Below are 17,739 nucleotides of genomic sequence, written 5' to 3' on the forward strand. Positions count from 1 at the left end.
CGGATTTGGCGCCCTCTGCTCTATTCAGCCGCCAGCAGCTCTTCCGCACTACCCAAACTGACGGATACCAGGCGGCTCACGCCGCGCTCCACCATTGTCACGCCGAACAGGCGGTGCATGCGCGCCATCGTGACCGCGTTGTGACTGACGATCAGGTAACGGGTATCGGTCTGGCCCACCATGACGTCCAGCAGGTCGCAGAAGCGCTCGACATTGGCATCGTCCAGCGGCGCGTCGACTTCGTCCAGCACGCAGATGGGCGCCGGATTTGTGAGGAACAGGCCGAATATCAGCGCAACGGCCGTCAGCGCCTGCTCACCGCCCGACAAAAGGGTCAGCGCCGCCAGCTTCTTGCCCGGCGGCTGCGCCATGATTTCCAGTCCGGCCTCCAGCGGATCATCGCTGTCGATCAATTCCAGATGCGCTTGCCCGCCGTTGAACAAGGTGGTGAACAGACGCCGGAAATGGCCGTCCACAGCCTCGAAGGCCGCGAGCAGCCGCTGCCGCCCTTCGCGATTGAGGCTCCCGATCGACCCGCGCAGCCGGTTGATGGCTTGAGCCAGCTCCTCGCTTTCGGCCCGGCTGGCGGCCTGTGTGGCCTCCAGTTCTTCCAGCTCCTGCGCCGCCACCAGATTGACCGGCCCGATCCGCTCGCGCTCCGCGGACAAACGATCATGTTCGCCTTGCTCGCTTTGCGCGATCCGGATTTCGGCGCTGGCGAAGCCCAGCTTTTCGGGAAGAACTGGCGGCGGACATTCAAAGCGTTCGCCTGACAGGCGATTGGTCTCTATCCGCTTCTCGTCCGCCGCTTCGGCCCGCGCTGCGGCAGTGGCGCGCCGTTCGCGTGCCTCAGCCAGTGTTTCGCCCGCTTGCGCGGCCTTGGTCTCGGCAGTGCGCAAAGCCGCTTCCGCCTCGCTCTCCGCGCGCCGCGCCGCCTCGGCGGTGTCCACCAACGCCGCGCCCTCATTGGAAAGCCGTGCGATCGCTTCCGCCAGCTGCTCCGGCTGATCGGTCAAAGCGTCGCGTTCGGCAGTGATCGTCTGGCCCCGATCGACCATGGCGGCGATTCGCTTTGCCGCTTCCCCCGCGCGCGTGCGCCACCCTTTGGCCTCCGCATCGGCCGCCGCCATCCGTTCCCGATCGCTCGCCAACGCCCTGTCGGCCAGCGCCTGATCCGCCTGCAACTGACTGACGGAAAGACGCGCCTTGTCGCTCAGCTGCGAAAGGGACGCGACCAGCGCCCGTGTCTCCGCGCCATCCGGCACCGCCGCCCGGGCGGCATCCGCCTTGTCATGCTCGATCCTGGCGGTCTCCAGGTCAGCACGGGCTTCCGCCAGACGTTCTTCGATCGCCTCCCGCCGACCGGCAAGCCGTTCGAGCGCGGTGGCGGCCTCATCGGCGGCGCGCAGGGCCGCCCGCAAGCGTTGGTCGGCCGCGCCAAGCTGCGTGCGGGCAGTCGCCAGCGCTTGCGCTGCCGCCTTCTCCTGCGCCGCGGCTTCATCCTGTGCCTGGCGAGCTGTTTCGACCTCCGCTTGCGCCGCTGGCCGGGTGGCCTCGATCGCCTCCAGCCGGTTGAGCCGGATCAGCCGCTCGGCCGCCGCCGCTCCGCCCTCGGCCGCGACATAGCCGTCCCAGCGCCGGAGCTGCCCGTCCTTCGTGACCAGCCGCTGTCCCACCGCCAACGGCTGTCCCTGATCTGTGTCCACAACGGCCACCTGCGACAGCCGCCGCACCAGTTCCTCGGGCGCGCTGACATGGGCCGCCAGCGCCGTGCACCCGGAGGGCAAGGCTGGGTCACCTTCCAGCAGCACCGCGCCTCCCCAGCGCCGCGTGCCCTGCGCACCCACCGCAGCTTCCAGGTCGTCGCCCAGTGCAGCGGCCAGCGCGCGTTCGAACCCCGGCGCTGCCTTCACCTGATCCAGCGCCCTTTTCCGCCCGCTGCCGCTCTCGACAGCGCGTTTTAGCGCGGCGGCCTCGCTGTCGAGCGCGGCCAGGCCTGCCCGCGCGGCCGATAGCGCTGCTTCCGCCGCTGCGCGTGCCTCGGACGCCCTCTGCCGCGCGGCTTCCGCCTGCCCGATCGCCGCCTCCGCACTATCGCGATCCGCTCCTGCCTGCGCGTGGGCAGTCAGCGCGTCGTTTCGCTTGGCTTCCAGCGGCGCAAAATCGGGCAGGGCAGCCGCCTCGGCGCCGAGCCGCGCCACCTCACGCTCCGCCCGTTCCAACCGGCTCCGCGCCGCCGCCAGCGCCGCTTCAGCGACGCGCAACTCGGCCTGTTCGCTCGCCTGCCGCGCCATCGCCTTGGCCAGTTCCAGCTCCGCGTCGCGCGCCGCATCCTCCGCCTGCGCGATCCGGCCTGCAAAGTCAGGCCGCATCGCCTCAGTCTGTGCAATTCGCTGTTTCAATCTTGAAATCTCACCCGAAAGCCGGGCAATCGCCTCCGCCGCGTCGTTGGCGAGCGTCCCTTCCCGCGCGCGATCCTCTTCCAGCCGTTCGGACTGCTGCGCCAGATCATGCAGCCGCCGCACCACGCCATCGCGCTCGGTCTTCAGCGCCGATAGTCTGTGGCCCGCCTCATTGGCCTGATCCCGCGCTGCCTGCGCCGCCGCCCGGCGTTCAGCGAGCGTCTCCACCGCGGCATTGGCATGCAGGGCCGCCGCCGCTTGCGCCTCCTGAGCAGTCCGCACCGCGCCTTCAGCCTCGGCGGCTTCCTTCCGCGCGGCATCTGCACTCGCCGACGCTTCACGCCAGCGCGCGAAGATGACTCGCCCTTCGGCTACCCTGATCTGCTCGGACAGCTTGATATAGCGTTCGGCGGCCTTCGCCTGCCGCCGCAGGCTGCTCGCCCGCGCTTCCATGTCGGTCAAAATCTCGTCAAGGCGGGCGAGATTGGCCTCGGCCGCGCGCAGCTTCTGTTCCGCATCCTTGCGCCGGACATGCAGGCCGGAGATGCCTGCCGCTTCCTCCAGCATGGCCCGCCGTTCCTGCGGCCGAGCGGCGATAACGGCGGCGATCCGGCCTTGGCTCACCAGCGCCGGGCTATGCGGCCCCGTCGCGGCATCAGCGAAGATCAGCGATACGTCCTTCGCCCGCACGTCGCGGCCGTTCGCGCGGTAGGCGCTGCCTGCGCCGCGCTCGATCCGCCGCGTGACTTCCAGTTCACCGTCCGCGCCGACCTCGACCGCGTTGAACAGCTCGCCCTGTTCCTGCACGGTCAGCAGCGACACTTCGGCAAAGTCCCGCTGCGGCCGGGTGGACGTACCCGCGAAGATCACATCCTCCATGCCAGCGCCGCGCATCGACTTGGCGCTGGATTCGCCCATCACCCAGCGGATCGCCTCGAGCAGGTTGGACTTGCCGCAACCATTGGGTCCTACGATTCCCGTAAGGCCCGGTTCGATGCGCAACTCCGTCGGATCGACGAAGCTCTTGAAGCCGGAAAGCTTGAGGCGCTTTATCTGCATGACCGTCCGCCGGGGCAGCGCGCCGCCGCCCCGCCTTCAGCGGGCAAGCTCATTGCAGATGTCCGCCCCCCTTCAGTCAATCAGAGACCCGCTTCCTTCAGCTTGGGCTGCAATGTCGCCCAGTTTGCGACGTTGTCCACCTTCACATCGTTGAGGACAAAGGTCGGCGTGCCGTCGATCTTATATTGATTGCTTGCGGTCTCGACACCCTTGGCCAGCTTTTCAGCCGCCGCCGTGTCGGCAAGGCATTGCTTTGCCTTGTCTTCCGCGATCCCGCGCTGCTTGGCGAAGTCGACCAGCCCAACGGCCTCGGCGAGATTGCCGAAGCGCTGCGCCGGAGGGCTGCTCATCAGCTGCTGATATTTCGCGTCGCCCAGCGCCTGCGCCTTTTCGAACATGGCATTCTGGTTGGCGAAGAACTGTTCGCTCAGCGGATAGAAGACATCCTTGCCGCCGCAGCGGGCGAGGAGCGAAGTAGAGATGTCGATCGGATCGCGCACGAAGTTGCGCAATTCATAGCTCATCTTGCCAGTATCGACGATCTTGCGGATTTCCTCGGACGCCTCGGCGGAAAAATCGCGGCAATGGCTGCAAGTATAGCTCGCATATTCGACCAGCTTCACTTTCGCCTGCGGGTTGCCCATGACGAACCCGCCCTCGGGCGTTTCGGTCACTGTGCTGGACCAGTTGGTCCCTGCCGGCGCGGCAACCGCGGCGACGGGCTCGGCGGAAGAGTTGCTGGCCGCGTCCTTTTTCCCGCAGGCGGAAATTGTCAGCGAGAGGGCGATAAGGGCAAGTCCGGTAATGGCTTTCACTGGGTGCAGGCTCCGTTGCTCGGGCGTCGGTATCAGGGGTTTAGTTCACTGCGCGGCGGCGGGCAATGCATCGCGCAAGTTCGTCCAGCTTGACCCCCCGGCCCGCGTCCCGTTGATCGTGAAGGCAGGCGTTCCACCGATCTTCACCTTGTTCCACGCCTCGTCAGTCATCGCCAATATCTGCTTCATCGCGGCCGGATCGGCAATGCACGCATCAAGCTGTGCGGGCGTGAAGCCGCGCTTGCCCATCAACGTATAGAGCCCGGTATTCCGCCCGATGTCCTTGAGCGCGGGGATTTGCTCGGATGGCTTGGCGGCACCACGGTCATAGGCCTGCAACTGCGCCATCCAGGCGTCCTGATTGGCAAACAGTGCCTCGTGATTGCCAAAGAAGCGCTTCGGGCCTCCACAGCGGGCCAGCAGTGCGGCGGCAAGGTCATATTTGTCGCGCACGGCATTACGCACTTCGACGCTCACCTTGCCGCCCTTCACATAGTTCGCCTTCAAGGGTGCACTCGCCTCGCCCACGAAATGCGCGCAGTGCGAACAGGTATAGCTTACATATTCGACCAGCTTCGTAGGCGCGGCAGGATTGCCGAGCACATGGCCGCCGATGGGTGAAAGCGCAACCCGCGCCGTCCAGTTGGCAGCGGGAGCCGCCACCAGGATGGAGGGCAGGGCGAATGAAGCAAGCACGGCAAAGCGGAGTTTCATCATGCGATCACCCAATGAAGCGCCGCCCCTGTACGGCTGTTGAATTGATGCAGGCGGCAGTACCGGTCGCAGCATAGCTGTCAGAACCACGCCCTTCTTTTGCTAGCTGATTTTCGGCAAGCCGTTCGAATTGGCAAGCCCCTGTGCCAGGGATTCCAGCACGGCGCGCAGTTCCGGGTCGCCGATATCCCGCAGCGAATCGCCGAGCTCGATCGGGACTGGCCGCAAGTTGTGCGGCGGCGGCCGCCGCTCGGCCGCTGTTCCACGTACTTCACCCTGCTTCATCGCGATCTTCGCCACCGCGGCATAGCCGAAGAATCGGTTCACCCGCTCGATAATGTCCGGCAGCACATGCTGGATCATCGGGGCATGGCCACTCATGACCGTGAGCTGGAGCGTCCCGCCTGCCTTCTTGCCAACGGGGAAGCGGATCGATTCGGGCGCGGAAATCTCCGCATAATGCGATCCGACAATCTCGGCCCAGCGCGTGACGATGCTGGATTGGACAAAACCGAACTTGCGAAAGGCCGCAGCGCCAATTTGCGGCATCAGGTCGGCGATCTGGCGCGGGCCGCCGACGCGGGGCCGTTCGGCCGCCGCTTCTGCACGGCTTTTCAATTTGGGTGTCGCGGGCCGTTCCGTCATGCGCCGCTTAATGGCATAGGGCGGCCATGCACGTCGAGGGGACCCCGCAGAAAATCGCAGAAGATCTGCTCGCGCATTATGATGTGCATGCCCGCCGCCTGCCATGGCGCGCGCCGCCCGGAAGCAACGCAACAGATCCCTATCGAGTCTGGCTGTCCGAGATCATGCTCCAGCAAACGACGGTGGCGGCGGTCGCCCCTTATTTCGCGAAGTTCACGGCCCGCTGGCCCACGGTGCAAGCACTTGCGGCAGCCGAGGATGCCGATGTCATGGCGGCATGGGCGGGCCTTGGCTATTATGCCCGCGCCCGCAACCTGCTCGCCTGCGCCCGCACCGTGGCGCAGCAGCATGACGGCATCTTTCCGGGTGATGAAGATGGGTTGCGTGCCCTTCCAGGGGTTGGCGCCTATACCGCCGCTGCGGTGGCGGCGATCGCCTTTGGCCGCCGCGCCGTCGTGGTGGATGCCAACGTGGAGCGCGTGGTTGCTCGCCTGTTTGCGATCGATACCCCGTTGCCCGCAGCCCGTCCGGCGATCCGTGCCGCCGCCGATTGCATTACCCCCGATGTGCGCGCCGGGGACTTTGCCCAGGCGATGATGGACCTTGGCGCGACCATCTGCACGCCCCGCAACCCTGCCTGCGGCATCTGCCCGTTGCGCCAGGATTGTGCGGCCTTCCGCACCGCCGATCCAGCCGCCTTTCCGGTCAAGGTCGCGAAGAAGGCAAAGCCGCACCGCCTGGGCCATGGCTGGTGGATCGAGCGACCGGACGGCCATGTCTGGCTAATTCGCCGGCCGGCCAAGGGCCTGCTTGGCGGCATGCGCGCGCTCCCTTCTTCGGACTGGAGCGACGCGCCCACCGCCGCCCCACCCATGGCTGCTGAATGGAAAACAGTTTCCCAACCTGTCGGCCATGTCTTCACCCATTTCTCGCTGGCCTTGACCGTCCATGTCGCCCATGTGGCAAATGAAAGCATACCTCCCGGCGAGGGGGAATGGTGGCCGCTCGCCCGGTTGGAAGAGGCGGGATTGCCGACCTTGTTCCGTCGCGCGGCAGATGTGGCGATGAAGGAGAGTGAAACACATGCCCCTTGAGCAGCTTGGCTATGTCGGCGGTCGTCTCGACAGAGCCGATCATATACGCATGAACCCCGATCAGGCAGCGCAAGCCCTCGCTTCGCCTGGCGCGCGTTGCCTCGTGCTCGATGGATTGGATCCCGTCACGCAGGATAGCCATCTGCTGATGGAGCCGGTCGCGACAGACGCCAGCCTTGACGATCATCTGCTGCTCGGCCTCGACGACGAACAGCGCCCGGTCTTCGTCCGCCTTGCTCAGGAAGTCGGCAGCAATTTCTTCCCCAGCCCCCGTAGCCGTGCCATCGTCACTGAAATCCCGGCCGACGAAGTTGCGCTCTATGGCGCGGCTCGCAGCCTCGTCCATTGGCATGGCCGTCATCCCTTCTGCTCGGTGTGCGGATCGCGCACATCGCCCGAAAAGGCTGGATGGGCACGCCGTTGCGGCGCCTGCAACGCGGAGCATTTCCCCCGTGTCGACCCGGTCGTCATCATGCTTGCCGAGCATGAGGGCCGCGTGCTTGTGGGGCGGCAGCATAGCTGGCCCGAAGGCTTTTATTCCGCCCTCGCAGGCTTCGTCGAGCCTGGTGAGACGATTGAAGAAGCGGTGATGCGGGAGATCAAGGAAGAAGCGGGCGTCACCGTCCATTCCGTCCGCTATGTGATGAGCCAGCCCTGGCCTTTCCCCTCCTCGCTCATGATCGCCTGCATCGGCCAGGCCGACGATGATGCGTTGAAGCTGGACGAGACTGAAATCCAGCATGCCTTCTGGTGCGATGCGGCGGGTGTTCGCGCGGCTCTGGCGGGTAAGGCCGACGCACCCTTCACCGCGCCGCCGCCCATGGCGGTCGCGCATCATCTGCTTAAGCATTGGGCTGATGCACAGGTTGCCCCGCCCCGCCCAAGCGCGTAAGGCCAAAGCCTGACCCCTTATCAGGAACGCCCCGCACATATGCTCAGCCTCGAAGAAGCCCAGTCGCGCGCGCAGGATCTGGTGACGGCGGCACGCAGGGCAGGGGCTGATGCGGCAGATGCCATCTATGCCTGCAATGCCTCCACCACTGTAGCCGTGCGCCTTGGCGCGCTGGAGGATGTCGAGCGGTCCGAAGGTGAGGAAATCGGCCTGCGCCTTTTCGTCGGCCAGCGCTCCGCCAGCATCGCTGCGTCGGACATGAATCCAGCCACCCTTGCTACGCTGGTCGACCGCTGCATCGCCATGGCGCGGGAGGCCCCGGAGGACCGCTATGCGGGACTCGCGCCCGAAGATCGGCTGTTGCGCGGCAGCTTGCCGGAACTCGATATAGCCGACCCGAGCGACCCGGAACCTGCGCTGCTGCGCGCCCGCGCTCTCGAGGCGGAAGGAGCTGCTCGCGGCGTGTCGGGCGTCACGAACAGCGAGGGCGGTGGGGCATCGAACGGCCGGAGCCAGGTTGCCCTCGCAACCAGCCACGGCTTTGTCGGCGCGTATGCTGGTACGAGCCATTCGACCTGGGCCAGCGTCCTCGCAGGCACGGGCGCGGATATGCAGCGTGACCATGCCAGTCACAGTGCGCGCTACCTTGACGACCTTGATGACCCTACGGCGATCGGCCAGCGCGCCGGGGAGCGGGCGGTTGCTCGCCTCAATCCCGCCAAGATTGAAAGCGGCGTCCTGCCCGTTGTCTTCGATCCGCGCATTGGCTCCGGCCTGCTCGGCCATTTGATCGGCGGGATGGTCGGCGCTGCCATTGCGCGGCGGTCGAGCTTCCTCCTCGACTCCCTCGGAGAAACACTGTTCGACAGCGCCATCACCATCATCGACGATCCGCTGCGCCCACGGGGCCTGCGTTCGCGTCCTTTTGACGGGGAAGGGCTTCCCGTCTCTCGCAGCGCCTTGATTGACAAGGGCGTGCTGACGGGCTGGCTGATGGACAGCGCCTCTGCCCGCCAGCTCGGCCTTGCACCCACTGGGCATGCGAGCCGGGGGGGCAGCGGGGCGCCTGGCGCTGGTGTCACCAACGTCCATATGGAGCCGGGCAGTGTTTCGCCAGCCGAGCTCATGGCGGACATCAAGCGCGGCATCTATGTCACCGAATTGATCGGCATGGGCGTCAATGGCGTCACGGGTGATTATAGCCGTGGCGCGGCCGGTTTCCTGATCGAGGACGGCGAAATCACCCGGCCGGTGTCCGAAATCACCATCGCCAGCAATCTCAAGGACATGTTCCGCGTCCTTGTTCCTGCAAACGACCTTGTGTTTCGCTACGGCATGAACGTGCCCACTATCCGCATCGACGGGATGACCGTTGCCGGGGGCTGAGATCGATCTGCGCGCGCTCGTCGGAGCGGTATCGGATGCGGCTGACCGGGCGCTTACCCTCTGGGCGGGCGGGCAGACCCAGGTGCGCCAATGGGAAAAGGTCCCGGGCCATCCCGTGTGCGAAGCGGACCTCGAAATCGACGTCATGCTCCGCCAGAGCCTCAGCCTCATCGATCCTGCGGCCGGATGGTTGTCCGAAGAAACCGCCGATACCGTTCATCGGCTGGACCTCGCCCGCGTCTGGGTCGTCGATCCGATCGATGGCACCCGCGACTATTTGCGTGGGCGTCCTGGATGGGCGGTTTCGGTCGCACTGGTCGAACATGGGGCGGTAAGCATAGGAATACTCGCTGCGCCCGCGCGCAATGAGTTGTGGATTGCCACGGCAGGGGAGGGCGCTACTCGAAACGGCCGAACCCTCACCGCCGGTTCGCGCATGATTCTGCCGGGCGCCCGCGTGCCCGCCGACCATCTGCCCCGTCACGACAGCGATCTCCGCGCTGTCCACAAACCCAACAGCATTGCCCTGCGGATGGCGATGGTCGCCGCTGACGAAGCCGATATCGTCGCCACTGTCCGTTGGGGCAATGAATGGGACGTCGCCGCAGCCGCCCTGATCGCACAGGAAGCGGGCGCAATAGTCACCGACGCGCTCGGCGATCCCCTGTCCTTTAATCGCCCCGAACCCACCGCCTTCGGTCTTCTCTGCACGGCCCCAGGCATCCACGAAGCCGCCACCCACCGCCTCGCCCCCCGCGCGCGTGAGTTGCTGGGGCGTGCTTAGCGCGCGGCCTGTGCCGGTTGTTGGCGGAGTTGGGTTGACGTCAGCCGCAGCGCTCCCGGCTTAGAGCTTGCCATACTTGGCTTCGAAACCGGCGAAATCTCCCGCTGCGAGATATTTCGCCTGATCGATCCACTGATCGCGGACCGGACGCCCTTTGAAGTTGCCGAGTTTCGCGTCGATCGCCGTTAAGTCCGCGTCGGTCCAATTGGCGATCTGCTCATAGCGGGTGACACCCAATTCGATAAGCAGCTGGTTGAGCTTTGGTCCGACGCCTTTCATCCTCAGCAGATTGTCCTGGCCGGCCGGTGCGGGGGCGGTGGCCTGAGACGCGATTGGCGGGGGTGCCACTGGTGCGACTAACGGCTGGGGCTCGGCCGCAATAATCGAGGGAGCGGGCGTTACCGGCTCTGGAATGGCCGCAGCTGTCGGCGCTACTTCCTTCTCGACCAAGGCGGGCCGTTCGGCGGCAGGCGAGTCAACCGACGCCTTGCGCCCCGCGAGCAGGAATATGGCGCCGATCAGGACGAGCAATCCGATCAGCAGCCAAAGGCCATAGTCCATGAAGAATTCCTGCATCGCGCTCCCTCCAGCTTTCAGCCTTTATCTAGTGGCGCTCGACGGGAATGAGCAAGAGGCCGTGTTGAGCGTCTCTCACCGCCCCTCGCGTTCAACCTCGCGCCATCCGATGTCCCGGCGGCAGAAGCCCGTCGGAAAGTCGATTGCATCTACTGCGCGGTAAGCGGCTGCCTGGGCTTCATTGACGCTGTGGCCGCTGGCGGTGACGTTCAGCACGCGTCCGCCATTGGCGACCAGCGTGCCATCCTTTGCTGCCGTGCCAGCATGGAAGACCAGCGCGCCGCCTGCTTCTGCCGCATCGATGCCGGCAATCGCCCCGCCCTTTTCAGGCGTGCCGGGATAACCATTGGCTGCCATCACTACGGTCAAAGCCGTCCGGTCAGCCAGCTTCACCGGGCCCTGCTCCGCAAGGCGTCCCTGCGCAACGGCAAGCAGCAGGTCCACCAGATCGCCGTCAAAGCGCATCATCAGAACCTGGCATTCCGGGTCCCCGAAGCGCGCATTATATTCGATGAGCTTGGGCCCCTCTTCGGTCAGCATGAGCCCGGCATAGAGGACGCCGGAATAGGGCGTCCCTTCAGCCGCCAGCGTTTCCACCGTCGGCCGGATGATCTTCTCTACGACTCCGGCTTCCAGTTCGGGCGTCAGCACCCGCGCTGGGCTGTAGGCGCCCATACCGCCGGTATTGGGACCGGTGTCGCCATCGCCGACGCGCTTATGGTCCTGGGCGGAACCAAACGGCAGTATCGCGCTGCCGTCGGTGAGCGCGAAGAAGCTTGCCTCTTCACCGATCATGAATTCTTCCAGCACAACTTCCGCGCCCGCTGCGCCAAATGCGCCAGAGAACATATCCTCTATCGCTTCTACGGCCTGGCTGTGCGTTTCGGCGATGATGACGCCCTTGCCCGCTGCCAGGCCATCTGCCTTGATGACGACGGGCAGCCCGAAATCGGCCAGCGCTGCAATCGCGCCGTCCTTGCTGTGGACGCGCTCATAGGCAGCGGTGGGGATGCCAGCGCGCTTGCACAGATCCTTCGTGAAACCCTTGGACCCCTCCAGCTGCGCCGCCTTCTTGCCCGGCCCGAATACCGGATATCCCTTCACCCGAAGATTATCGGCAAGGCCGTCGACCAGCGGCGCTTCCGGCCCGATCACCACCAGTCCGATGGAGTGGCGCAGGCAGAAATCGACCACAGCACGATGATCGGTGACATCCAGATCGACCAAAGTCGCATGCTGGGCTATGCCGGGGTTGCCTGGTGCGGCATAAAGGGTCGTGAGGCTGGGCGATTGTGCCAGCTTCCAGGCCAGAGCATGTTCGCGGCCGCCGCTGCCCAACAAAAGGATGTTCATTTCGCCCATGTCCCCGGAATATGAAGCTGGTTTCGATGTGTCGGGCCGCCTGTTAGCGGAGGAAAGGGCGGGGGACAACGCGCCGCCGCTTTCGGTGAGCGAATTGTCCGCCGTGCTGAAGCGCACGGTCGAGGACCGCTTTGGCCATGTTCGTCTGCGTGGCGAGATTTCCGGGTTCAAGCGCGCTGCATCGGGCCATCTGTATCTGTGTCTGAAGGACGACAATGCGGTCATAGATGCAGTGATGTGGAAGGGCGGAGCACAACGGTTGCCGTTCGCGCCTCAGGACGGCGTCGAGGTGATCGCCACCGGCAAGCTAACCACCTATCCCGGCCGCTCCAAATATCAGATCGTGATCGACCGCATGGAACTGGCGGGCGAAGGCGCGCTGATGGCGCTGCTCGAAAAGCTGAAGGCAAAGCTCGCCGCCGAGGGGTTGTTCGACCGCTCCGCCAAGCGGGCGATCCCGTTCATGCCTCGAACCATCGGCGTCGTCACCTCGCCAACCGGCGCGGTGATCCGGGACATCCTCCACAGGCTGGAAGATCGTTGCCCAACCAATGTCTTGCTCTGGCCAGTTCTGGTGCAGGGGCAGGGCGCAGCCGACCAGGTCGCCCGTGCGGTTCGCGGCTTTTCGGCGATGCAGCCCGGAGGTCCCCTGCCGCGCCCGGACCTGGTGATCGTTGCGCGTGGCGGCGGCTCCATCGAGGATTTGTGGAGCTTCAACGAGGAAATCGTCGTGCGGGCGGTGGCCGAATGTTCGATCCCGGTCATCTCCGCCGTTGGTCACGAAACGGACACGACGCTTTGCGACCATGCCGCCGACATGCGCGCGCCCACGCCGACCGCCGCTGCGGAGATGGCGGTGCCTGTTCGCACCGATCTGATGGCGATGCTGACTGAGCAAGGGCTGCGTATGGACAGGGCCGTGCGGCGCGGTGCTGCGCAAGCCCGCGAACGGCTGGAGATGCAGGCCCGGCTCATGCCGACGCCAGACATGCTGCTGGCTCCGCAACGTCAGCGGCTCGACCAATTGTCCGGCGACCTTGGCAACTGCCTGCGTCATCGCGTGTCGGACGCGCGGGCACATCTCAATCAAGCGGGTGGCGCTCTGCGACCGGCTCTCCTGCACCAGCATCTGGCCCGCGCTAAAGAGCGGCTTGATCGTCAACGGCTCCGCCCGGACTATCTGTCGCGCGTTTTTCGTGACCGCGCCACTGCCTTTGACAGGCTTTCCCGCCTGTTCGTTTCGGTCAACCCTGACTTGCCGCTTGCGCGTGGTTTTGCTCGGGTGATGGCGGAAGGCCGACTCGTCAGATCGGTCGCGGAAGCTCAAGCTGCGGGGGCCGTGTTGCTCCATTTCAGCGACGGAGCAGTCGGCGCAGACGTAGGACCAAGATCTACATCGCCAACCCTTGAGATGGCACCGCCGCAAGCTATATCCCCTTCATCACGCTCTTCTCGCAAAGCGCAGGAGAGAGGGGAAAATCGCCAACAGGATTTGTTCTCCTGATGTGCATGACCAAGAAGAAGGCCGTTTGATCTCATGCTGATGTCCAATCGCGATCGTCCGGCCCGTCTCCACTATATGGCCTACAGCTTCCGTGTGCTGCAGGCGGGAGATCATGTCGTGTGCGCGGTCACTGGGCAAAAAATCCCTCTCGACGATCTGCGCTATTGGAGCATCGCCCGGCAGGAGCCCTATGCTAGCGCGGAAGCCTCGGCGCAGGCTGAACTGAAGGCGCGCGGCCTGCGATGAGGCGTTGGGCGGCCGCGCTCCTGCTGATGATAGGCAGTGTGGGGGCGGCAAAAGATCCAACCTCCAACTCCATTACCGACATCATCCTTGATGGTGAAGCACAACAAGGCGGCGTCCTCATCGGCACAGCGCCGGCCGCGACAGCGGAACTGCGCCTTGATGATCAGCCAGTCCGGTTCGATCGGGACGGACGCTTTCTCATCGCTTTCGACCGTGACGCCAAGCCGCAGGCGCGCCTGACCGCGCGCCTCGCCGATGGCCATATGCTTAGCCAGATCATCAACGTCGCCCCTCGTGCTTGGCGGATAGAGCGGGTCAACACGGCACTTCGCCCTGTGCGGGATAATGAAGCCTATCTTGCGCTTCGCCGACCCGAACTGGCCCGGATTGCCGCAGCGCGCAGCGTGGACACAGGCGCGACCGGTTGGCGCCAGCGCTTCCTGTGGCCCCGGGGCGGCCGTATTTCCGGATTGTTCGGATCGCAGCGCGTTTACCAAGGCGTGCCGGGCGCCTATCATGGCGGCATCGATGTCGCGGGGTCGACCGGAGATCCAGTCCTTGCTCCTGCCGACGGCGTGGTGGTTCTGGCCGCTGACCGGCCATTCACGCTTGAGGGCAATCTGCTGATGATCGACCATGGTCATGGTCTCAGCAGCGCTTTCCTTCATCTGTCCCGCATCGATGTGAAGCTTGGGCAAAGCATCCGCCAAGGTCAGCGCATCGGCGCCGTGGGCGCAACCGGCCGCGCGACAGGCCCCCACCTTCATTGGGGTATGCGGTGGAACGAGGCGCGGATCGACCCGCTTCTTCTGACAGGCCCCATGCCTTAGCAGGAATGGGCATGCAGTGGCGCAACTTAGCGCCACTAGCCGCATCCTTGGAGCATCAAAGTTCTACCGGGCTGCTTCCTTCGCCACTAATATTGTTGAACAGCCGTAAAGTCACCTTTTCCCAAGATGTGGCAAATTTACGACAGTGCAACAGCAAAGTGCCTGTGTGTCTGTAGCATTGCTTTACACGCATAAAACGACTGCGCAGACTGTCGCACAGCACGGATGAAGAGGGGTTTGCTGTCGGGCTCCAATGCCCCTCTTCATGCGTCAAACAAAGGACGCGGGTTCGCTTGCGTCGCTCCAGAGCAAGGGACTGGATTGTGAAGAAACTCTCGAACAATGCGTGGCTGCGCAATAGCGCGGCGCTGCAGGCGCTCGCATGCGCGGGCGCGGGCTTTGCGGCGCTCGCCGCCCCTGCCTTTGCGCAGGATACTCCGGCCGGTACGGTGGCTGAAGAACCGGAGGCTACGATCGTCGTCACTGGTTCCATTTTGCGGCAGGACGTCAACAACACGCCCTCGCCTGTTTCCGTTCTCACCTCTGAGTCGCTCGAACAGCGCGGCATTCAGACGACCCAGGAAGCGCTTCAGCGCATTTCGTCCAACAACGGCGCGGCGCTCACGAACAGTTTCTCGGCCAACGGCGCTTTCGCCGCCGGCGCATCTGCCGTGTCGTTGCGGGGCCTGACCACCAGTTCCACGCTTGTGCTGTTCGATGGTCAACGCGCCGCTTATTATCCGCTCGCGGATGACGCGACGCGAAACTTCGTCGATCTCAACACCATTCCAGACGACATCGTCGACCGTGTCGAAGTGCTGCGCGATGGCGCATCATCGACCTACGGCGCGGACGCCATTGCGGGCGTGATCAACGTCATTACGAAAAAGCAGTTCAAGGGCATCGGCGGCCGAATCGAAGGCGGCCTCACCGAGCGCGGCGATGGTGAAAACTATCGCATCAGCCTGACGGCGGGCACCGGCGACCTCGGCCGTGATGGCTACAACATCTACGCCAGTGGCTTCTGGTATCGCCAGAACGCTCTTTATAATCGTGACCGACCATATCCGTATAATTCACAAGATCTGTCCGGTATCTGCCGCGACGGCGTCTGCGGACCGCAGGTTGGCCCGAATGGCGGTTCGATCAACCCGTCCAGCACTGGTTATGTGGGCTGGGCAGACGCGACCTCGTCGAGCGACCGCCGTTCGTTTGCCACGACCTTCTTCGTTGCGCCCACCAACTCCAACAGCGCGCTTGATGACCCGCTTGGCCGATATCAATTCCTCAATCCTGCCGCCGGCTGTATTGCCGGGGAGACGCCTTACACGCTCACTGCGGCCGAACTTGCGGACACGGAGCAGAATGCCTTTGCGCCGACCACCGTCTGCCAAGGTGATTTGGTTCGTCAATATGGCGTCATTTCGCCACGTATCGAACGCTTCGGCGGTGCGTTGAAGGCGACTGTCGCGGTCACGGACGATATTGAAGCGTCCTTCACCGCCAACTATCTGCAGAGCAAGGTCAGCTATACCGGCGAACCGGCGACCATCCGGGCCAATGGGCCCGCCGGCATCGCCTTCCCCCGATTCAGCACGTACAACAGCGGACCGCCCAACGCACCTGGCTCCTTTGCCTTGGCGCTGCCGGTCTTTGTCTGCCCCTTGGTCAATGGTCTCCCGCAAGCGACTTGCGATGCGACCAACGGCACGCTTAACCCCAACAACCCCTTTGCGGCACAGGGATTGCAGGCACGAATTCTCGGACGCATTCCGAACCTGACCGAGTATAATGAGACGCTCAGCCGCACTTATCGCGGTGCCTTCTCGATTTCCGGACCCGTGACCGACAACTGGAACTTTGCGGCGGATGTCGTGGGCATGGTCACCGATCTCACCCGCACGTCGAAAGGCTACGTTTACATCCAAAATCTGCTGAACGTCGTCGCCGACGGCAGCTATAATTTCGTCAATCCGCTGTCGAACAGCCAGTCAGTGCTCGATTATCTGGCGCCAGACAACATTACCAAGTCCAAGTCGGAGCTTTACGCCGCACAGGTCAGCTTTAACGGCACACTGTTTGAACTACCCGCAGGCCCAGTGCAGCTTGGCTTTGGTGGTCAAATCCGTCTGGAAGCGATCGACGCCCCCAGCGCCAACCCCGACTTTGCAGGTCCGACAAACCGCTATTTTGTTCTCAATGCCTTCGGCACAAAGGGTGAACGCGTGGTGCGGTCGGGCTTCTTCGAACTGAACGTGCCTGCGTTCGAAGGTTTCGAAGTCAATGCTTCCGGTCGCTATGACAATTATAACAGCGGTCAGGATGCTTTCTCGCCGAAGATTGGGTTCCGCTACAAGCCGATCGATGCGCTCACGCTCCGCGGCACCTGGTCGCGTGGCTTCCGCATTCCGAGCTTTGCAGAAGCGAATGCGCTGCCAACAACGGGCTTCGTCAACAACACTGCATCGACCTTCCCCGAATCCTATCTGGCTCAATTTGGTTGTACCCGGGACACTTTTACCAGCTGCCCGACCTATCTCAGCTCCAGCAGCTATGGTCAGACGCAATTGGCCAGCCCTGACCTCAAACCAGAAAAGTCGACCAGTTGGACAGCGGGCGTGATCTTCGAGCCAACCCGCAACATCCGCCTCAGCATCGACTATTATAACATCAAGAAGAAGGGCGCGATCATTCCGGCCCCATTCGGCCCGGCTTTGGCGGCCTACTACTCGGGCCAAGCGATCCCGGCGGGGTATAATATCATTCAGGACTCCCCTGATCCGCAGAATCCCGGCGTTCTGCCCCGTGTCGCCTATGTTCAGGCACCGCTGATCAACGCCACGACGATCCGGTCCGAAGGCCTGGACTTCGCCGCTACTGGCAGGTTCGATTTTGGCGATGTGCGTTTCACCAGCTCAGTGGAAGCAACTTACGTCATCAATCTGGACACGACCTTCGCAGACGGCAGCCGCGAAAGCTATGAAGGCACGATCGGAAATTACAGCCTGACGGCGGGTTCCGGCACGCCCGAATGGCACGGCAGCTGGACCAACACGCTAGAATGGAAGAGGTGGACCCTATCTGCCACTGCCGAATTCTTCGGTGGTTATAACCTTTCGGCAGAAGACGTCGAAGGGCCCGGTGCATCGGGCGGGTGCGGCTTGCTCTCGCCTCGCTTCGTGAAGTGCAACGTGGACGACTACATTACCGTCGATCTCACCACCAGCTACAAGCTCAATGACAATTTCACACTCTACCTGAACGTGCTCAATGTCTTTGACGACCTGCCGCCGATCGATCCGGTCACCTATGGCGCGAACAACTATAACCCGGTTCAGGGTGGAACGGGCATTTATGGCCGCGCTTACCGGCTGGGCGTCCGCGCCAACTTCTAAACAAGCGGATATTCAGAAAGGAAGGGGCGCCACTC

At 63.9% G+C, this 17,739-nt stretch carries 14 protein-coding genes; 8 read left to right on the forward strand and 6 right to left on the reverse strand.

All coding sequences use genetic code 11. From position 1 onward, the window contains the following. Positions 1–20: 20 nt before the first annotated feature. The 4 genes from smc to NCHOL11_RS00650 form a co-directional block, all read right to left on the reverse strand. Entirely contained in the window at positions 21–3,461 is a 3,441-nt protein-coding gene (gene smc / locus NCHOL11_RS00635) for a chromosome segregation protein SMC (protein ID WP_097090618.1), read from the reverse strand. Between the two features lie 80 nt (positions 3,462–3,541). Beyond that, positions 3,542–4,276, reverse strand: a complete 735-nt coding sequence (locus NCHOL11_RS00640) for a thioredoxin domain-containing protein (RefSeq protein WP_097090619.1) — start codon at positions 4,274–4,276, stop codon at positions 3,542–3,544. Positions 4,277–4,321: 45 nt separating this feature from the next. Next, positions 4,322–4,993 carry a thioredoxin domain-containing protein gene (locus tag NCHOL11_RS00645; protein WP_097090620.1) on the reverse strand — a complete coding sequence of 224 codons (672 nt, stop codon included), beginning with the start codon at positions 4,991–4,993 and terminating at the stop codon, positions 4,322–4,324. Positions 4,994–5,092: 99 nt separating this feature from the next. Further along, a complete protein-coding gene (locus tag NCHOL11_RS00650) occupies positions 5,093–5,635 on the reverse strand; it encodes a DUF721 domain-containing protein (protein WP_097090621.1) in 543 nt (180 codons plus the stop codon). A gap of 26 nt (positions 5,636–5,661) precedes the next feature. On the opposite strand from NCHOL11_RS00650, the gene mutY reads away from it, so the two are divergent. Genes mutY through NCHOL11_RS00670 form a run of 4 tightly spaced genes read left to right on the forward strand, consistent with a single transcriptional unit; the run spans position 5,662 to position 9,791 of the window. Next, complete coding sequence (gene mutY, locus NCHOL11_RS00655) at positions 5,662–6,729, forward strand: A/G-specific adenine glycosylase (protein WP_097090622.1); 1,068 nt, start codon at positions 5,662–5,664, stop codon at positions 6,727–6,729. Then, entirely contained in the window at positions 6,719–7,621 is a 903-nt protein-coding gene (gene nudC / locus NCHOL11_RS00660) for an NAD(+) diphosphatase (protein WP_097090623.1), read from the forward strand. The genes mutY and nudC overlap by 11 nt, the downstream gene beginning before the upstream one ends. A 39-nt stretch (positions 7,622–7,660) precedes the next feature. After that, positions 7,661–9,007, forward strand: a complete 1,347-nt coding sequence (locus NCHOL11_RS00665) for a TldD/PmbA family protein (RefSeq protein ID WP_097090624.1) — start codon at positions 7,661–7,663, stop codon at positions 9,005–9,007. Beyond that, positions 8,994–9,791: an inositol monophosphatase family protein gene (locus NCHOL11_RS00670; RefSeq protein ID WP_097090625.1), complete on the forward strand. Its 798-nt coding sequence runs from the start codon at positions 8,994–8,996 to the stop codon at positions 9,789–9,791. Before NCHOL11_RS00665 ends, NCHOL11_RS00670 begins: the two co-directional genes overlap by 14 nt. A gap of 60 nt (positions 9,792–9,851) precedes the next feature. On the opposite strand, the gene NCHOL11_RS00675 is transcribed toward NCHOL11_RS00670, so the two are convergent. Then, positions 9,852–10,367 (reverse strand): hypothetical protein, encoded by a 516-nt coding sequence (locus NCHOL11_RS00675; protein ID WP_097090626.1) that lies wholly within the window; start codon positions 10,365–10,367, stop codon positions 9,852–9,854. A gap of 75 nt (positions 10,368–10,442) precedes the next feature. Further along, the gene (gene purD, locus NCHOL11_RS00680; RefSeq protein WP_097092625.1) at positions 10,443–11,720 is read right to left on the reverse strand and encodes a phosphoribosylamine--glycine ligase; all 1,278 of its coding nucleotides are present in this window, start codon (positions 11,718–11,720) and stop codon (positions 10,443–10,445) included. 7 nt (positions 11,721–11,727) lie between these two features. On the opposite strand from purD, the gene xseA reads away from it, so the two are divergent. From xseA to NCHOL11_RS00700, 4 genes are all read left to right on the forward strand, one after another. Continuing rightward, entirely contained in the window at positions 11,728–13,233 is a 1,506-nt protein-coding gene (xseA, locus tag NCHOL11_RS00685) for an exodeoxyribonuclease VII large subunit (protein WP_097090627.1), read from the forward strand. 33 nt (positions 13,234–13,266) lie between these two features. Next, the gene (locus tag NCHOL11_RS00690) at positions 13,267–13,479 is read left to right on the forward strand and encodes a DUF2093 domain-containing protein (RefSeq protein WP_097090628.1); all 213 of its coding nucleotides are present in this window, start codon (positions 13,267–13,269) and stop codon (positions 13,477–13,479) included. Beyond that, the gene (locus NCHOL11_RS00695) at positions 13,476–14,309 is read left to right on the forward strand and encodes a M23 family metallopeptidase (RefSeq protein ID WP_097090629.1); all 834 of its coding nucleotides are present in this window, start codon (positions 13,476–13,478) and stop codon (positions 14,307–14,309) included. The genes NCHOL11_RS00690 and NCHOL11_RS00695 overlap by 4 nt, the downstream gene beginning before the upstream one ends. Before the next feature lie 323 nt (positions 14,310–14,632). Further along, positions 14,633–17,704 (forward strand): TonB-dependent receptor plug domain-containing protein, encoded by a 3,072-nt coding sequence (locus tag NCHOL11_RS00700; RefSeq protein ID WP_255254670.1) that lies wholly within the window; start codon positions 14,633–14,635, stop codon positions 17,702–17,704. Positions 17,705–17,739 lie beyond the last annotated feature (35 nt).

It is taken from the genome of Novosphingobium sp. Chol11 (assembly GCF_900218065.1).
GTDB lineage: Bacteria > Pseudomonadota > Alphaproteobacteria > Sphingomonadales > Sphingomonadaceae > Sphingobium > Sphingobium agri.

Bases quoted from the DNA above. Each gene is read 5' to 3' on its own strand.
- smc (WP_097090618.1), bottom strand. From the start codon at position 3,461: ATGCAGATAAAGCGCCTCAAGCTTTCCGGCTTCAAGAGCTTCGTCGAT.
- NCHOL11_RS00645 (WP_097090620.1), bottom strand. From the start codon at position 4,993: ATGATGAAACTCCGCTTTGCCGTGCTTGCTTCATTCGCCCTGCCCTCC.
- NCHOL11_RS00650 (WP_097090621.1), bottom strand. From the start codon at position 5,635: ATGACGGAACGGCCCGCGACACCCAAATTGAAAAGCCGTGCAGAAGCG.
- mutY (WP_097090622.1), top strand. From the start codon at position 5,662: ATGCACGTCGAGGGGACCCCGCAGAAAATCGCAGAAGATCTGCTCGCG.
- nudC (WP_097090623.1), top strand. From the start codon at position 6,719: ATGCCCCTTGAGCAGCTTGGCTATGTCGGCGGTCGTCTCGACAGAGCC.
- NCHOL11_RS00665 (WP_097090624.1), top strand. From the start codon at position 7,661: ATGCTCAGCCTCGAAGAAGCCCAGTCGCGCGCGCAGGATCTGGTGACG.
- NCHOL11_RS00675 (WP_097090626.1), bottom strand. From the start codon at position 10,367: ATGCAGGAATTCTTCATGGACTATGGCCTTTGGCTGCTGATCGGATTG.
- purD (WP_097092625.1), bottom strand. From the start codon at position 11,720: ATGAACATCCTTTTGTTGGGCAGCGGCGGCCGCGAACATGCTCTGGCC.
- xseA (WP_097090627.1), top strand. From the start codon at position 11,728: ATGTCCCCGGAATATGAAGCTGGTTTCGATGTGTCGGGCCGCCTGTTA.
- NCHOL11_RS00690 (WP_097090628.1), top strand. From the start codon at position 13,267: ATGCTGATGTCCAATCGCGATCGTCCGGCCCGTCTCCACTATATGGCC.
- NCHOL11_RS00695 (WP_097090629.1), top strand. From the start codon at position 13,476: ATGAGGCGTTGGGCGGCCGCGCTCCTGCTGATGATAGGCAGTGTGGGG.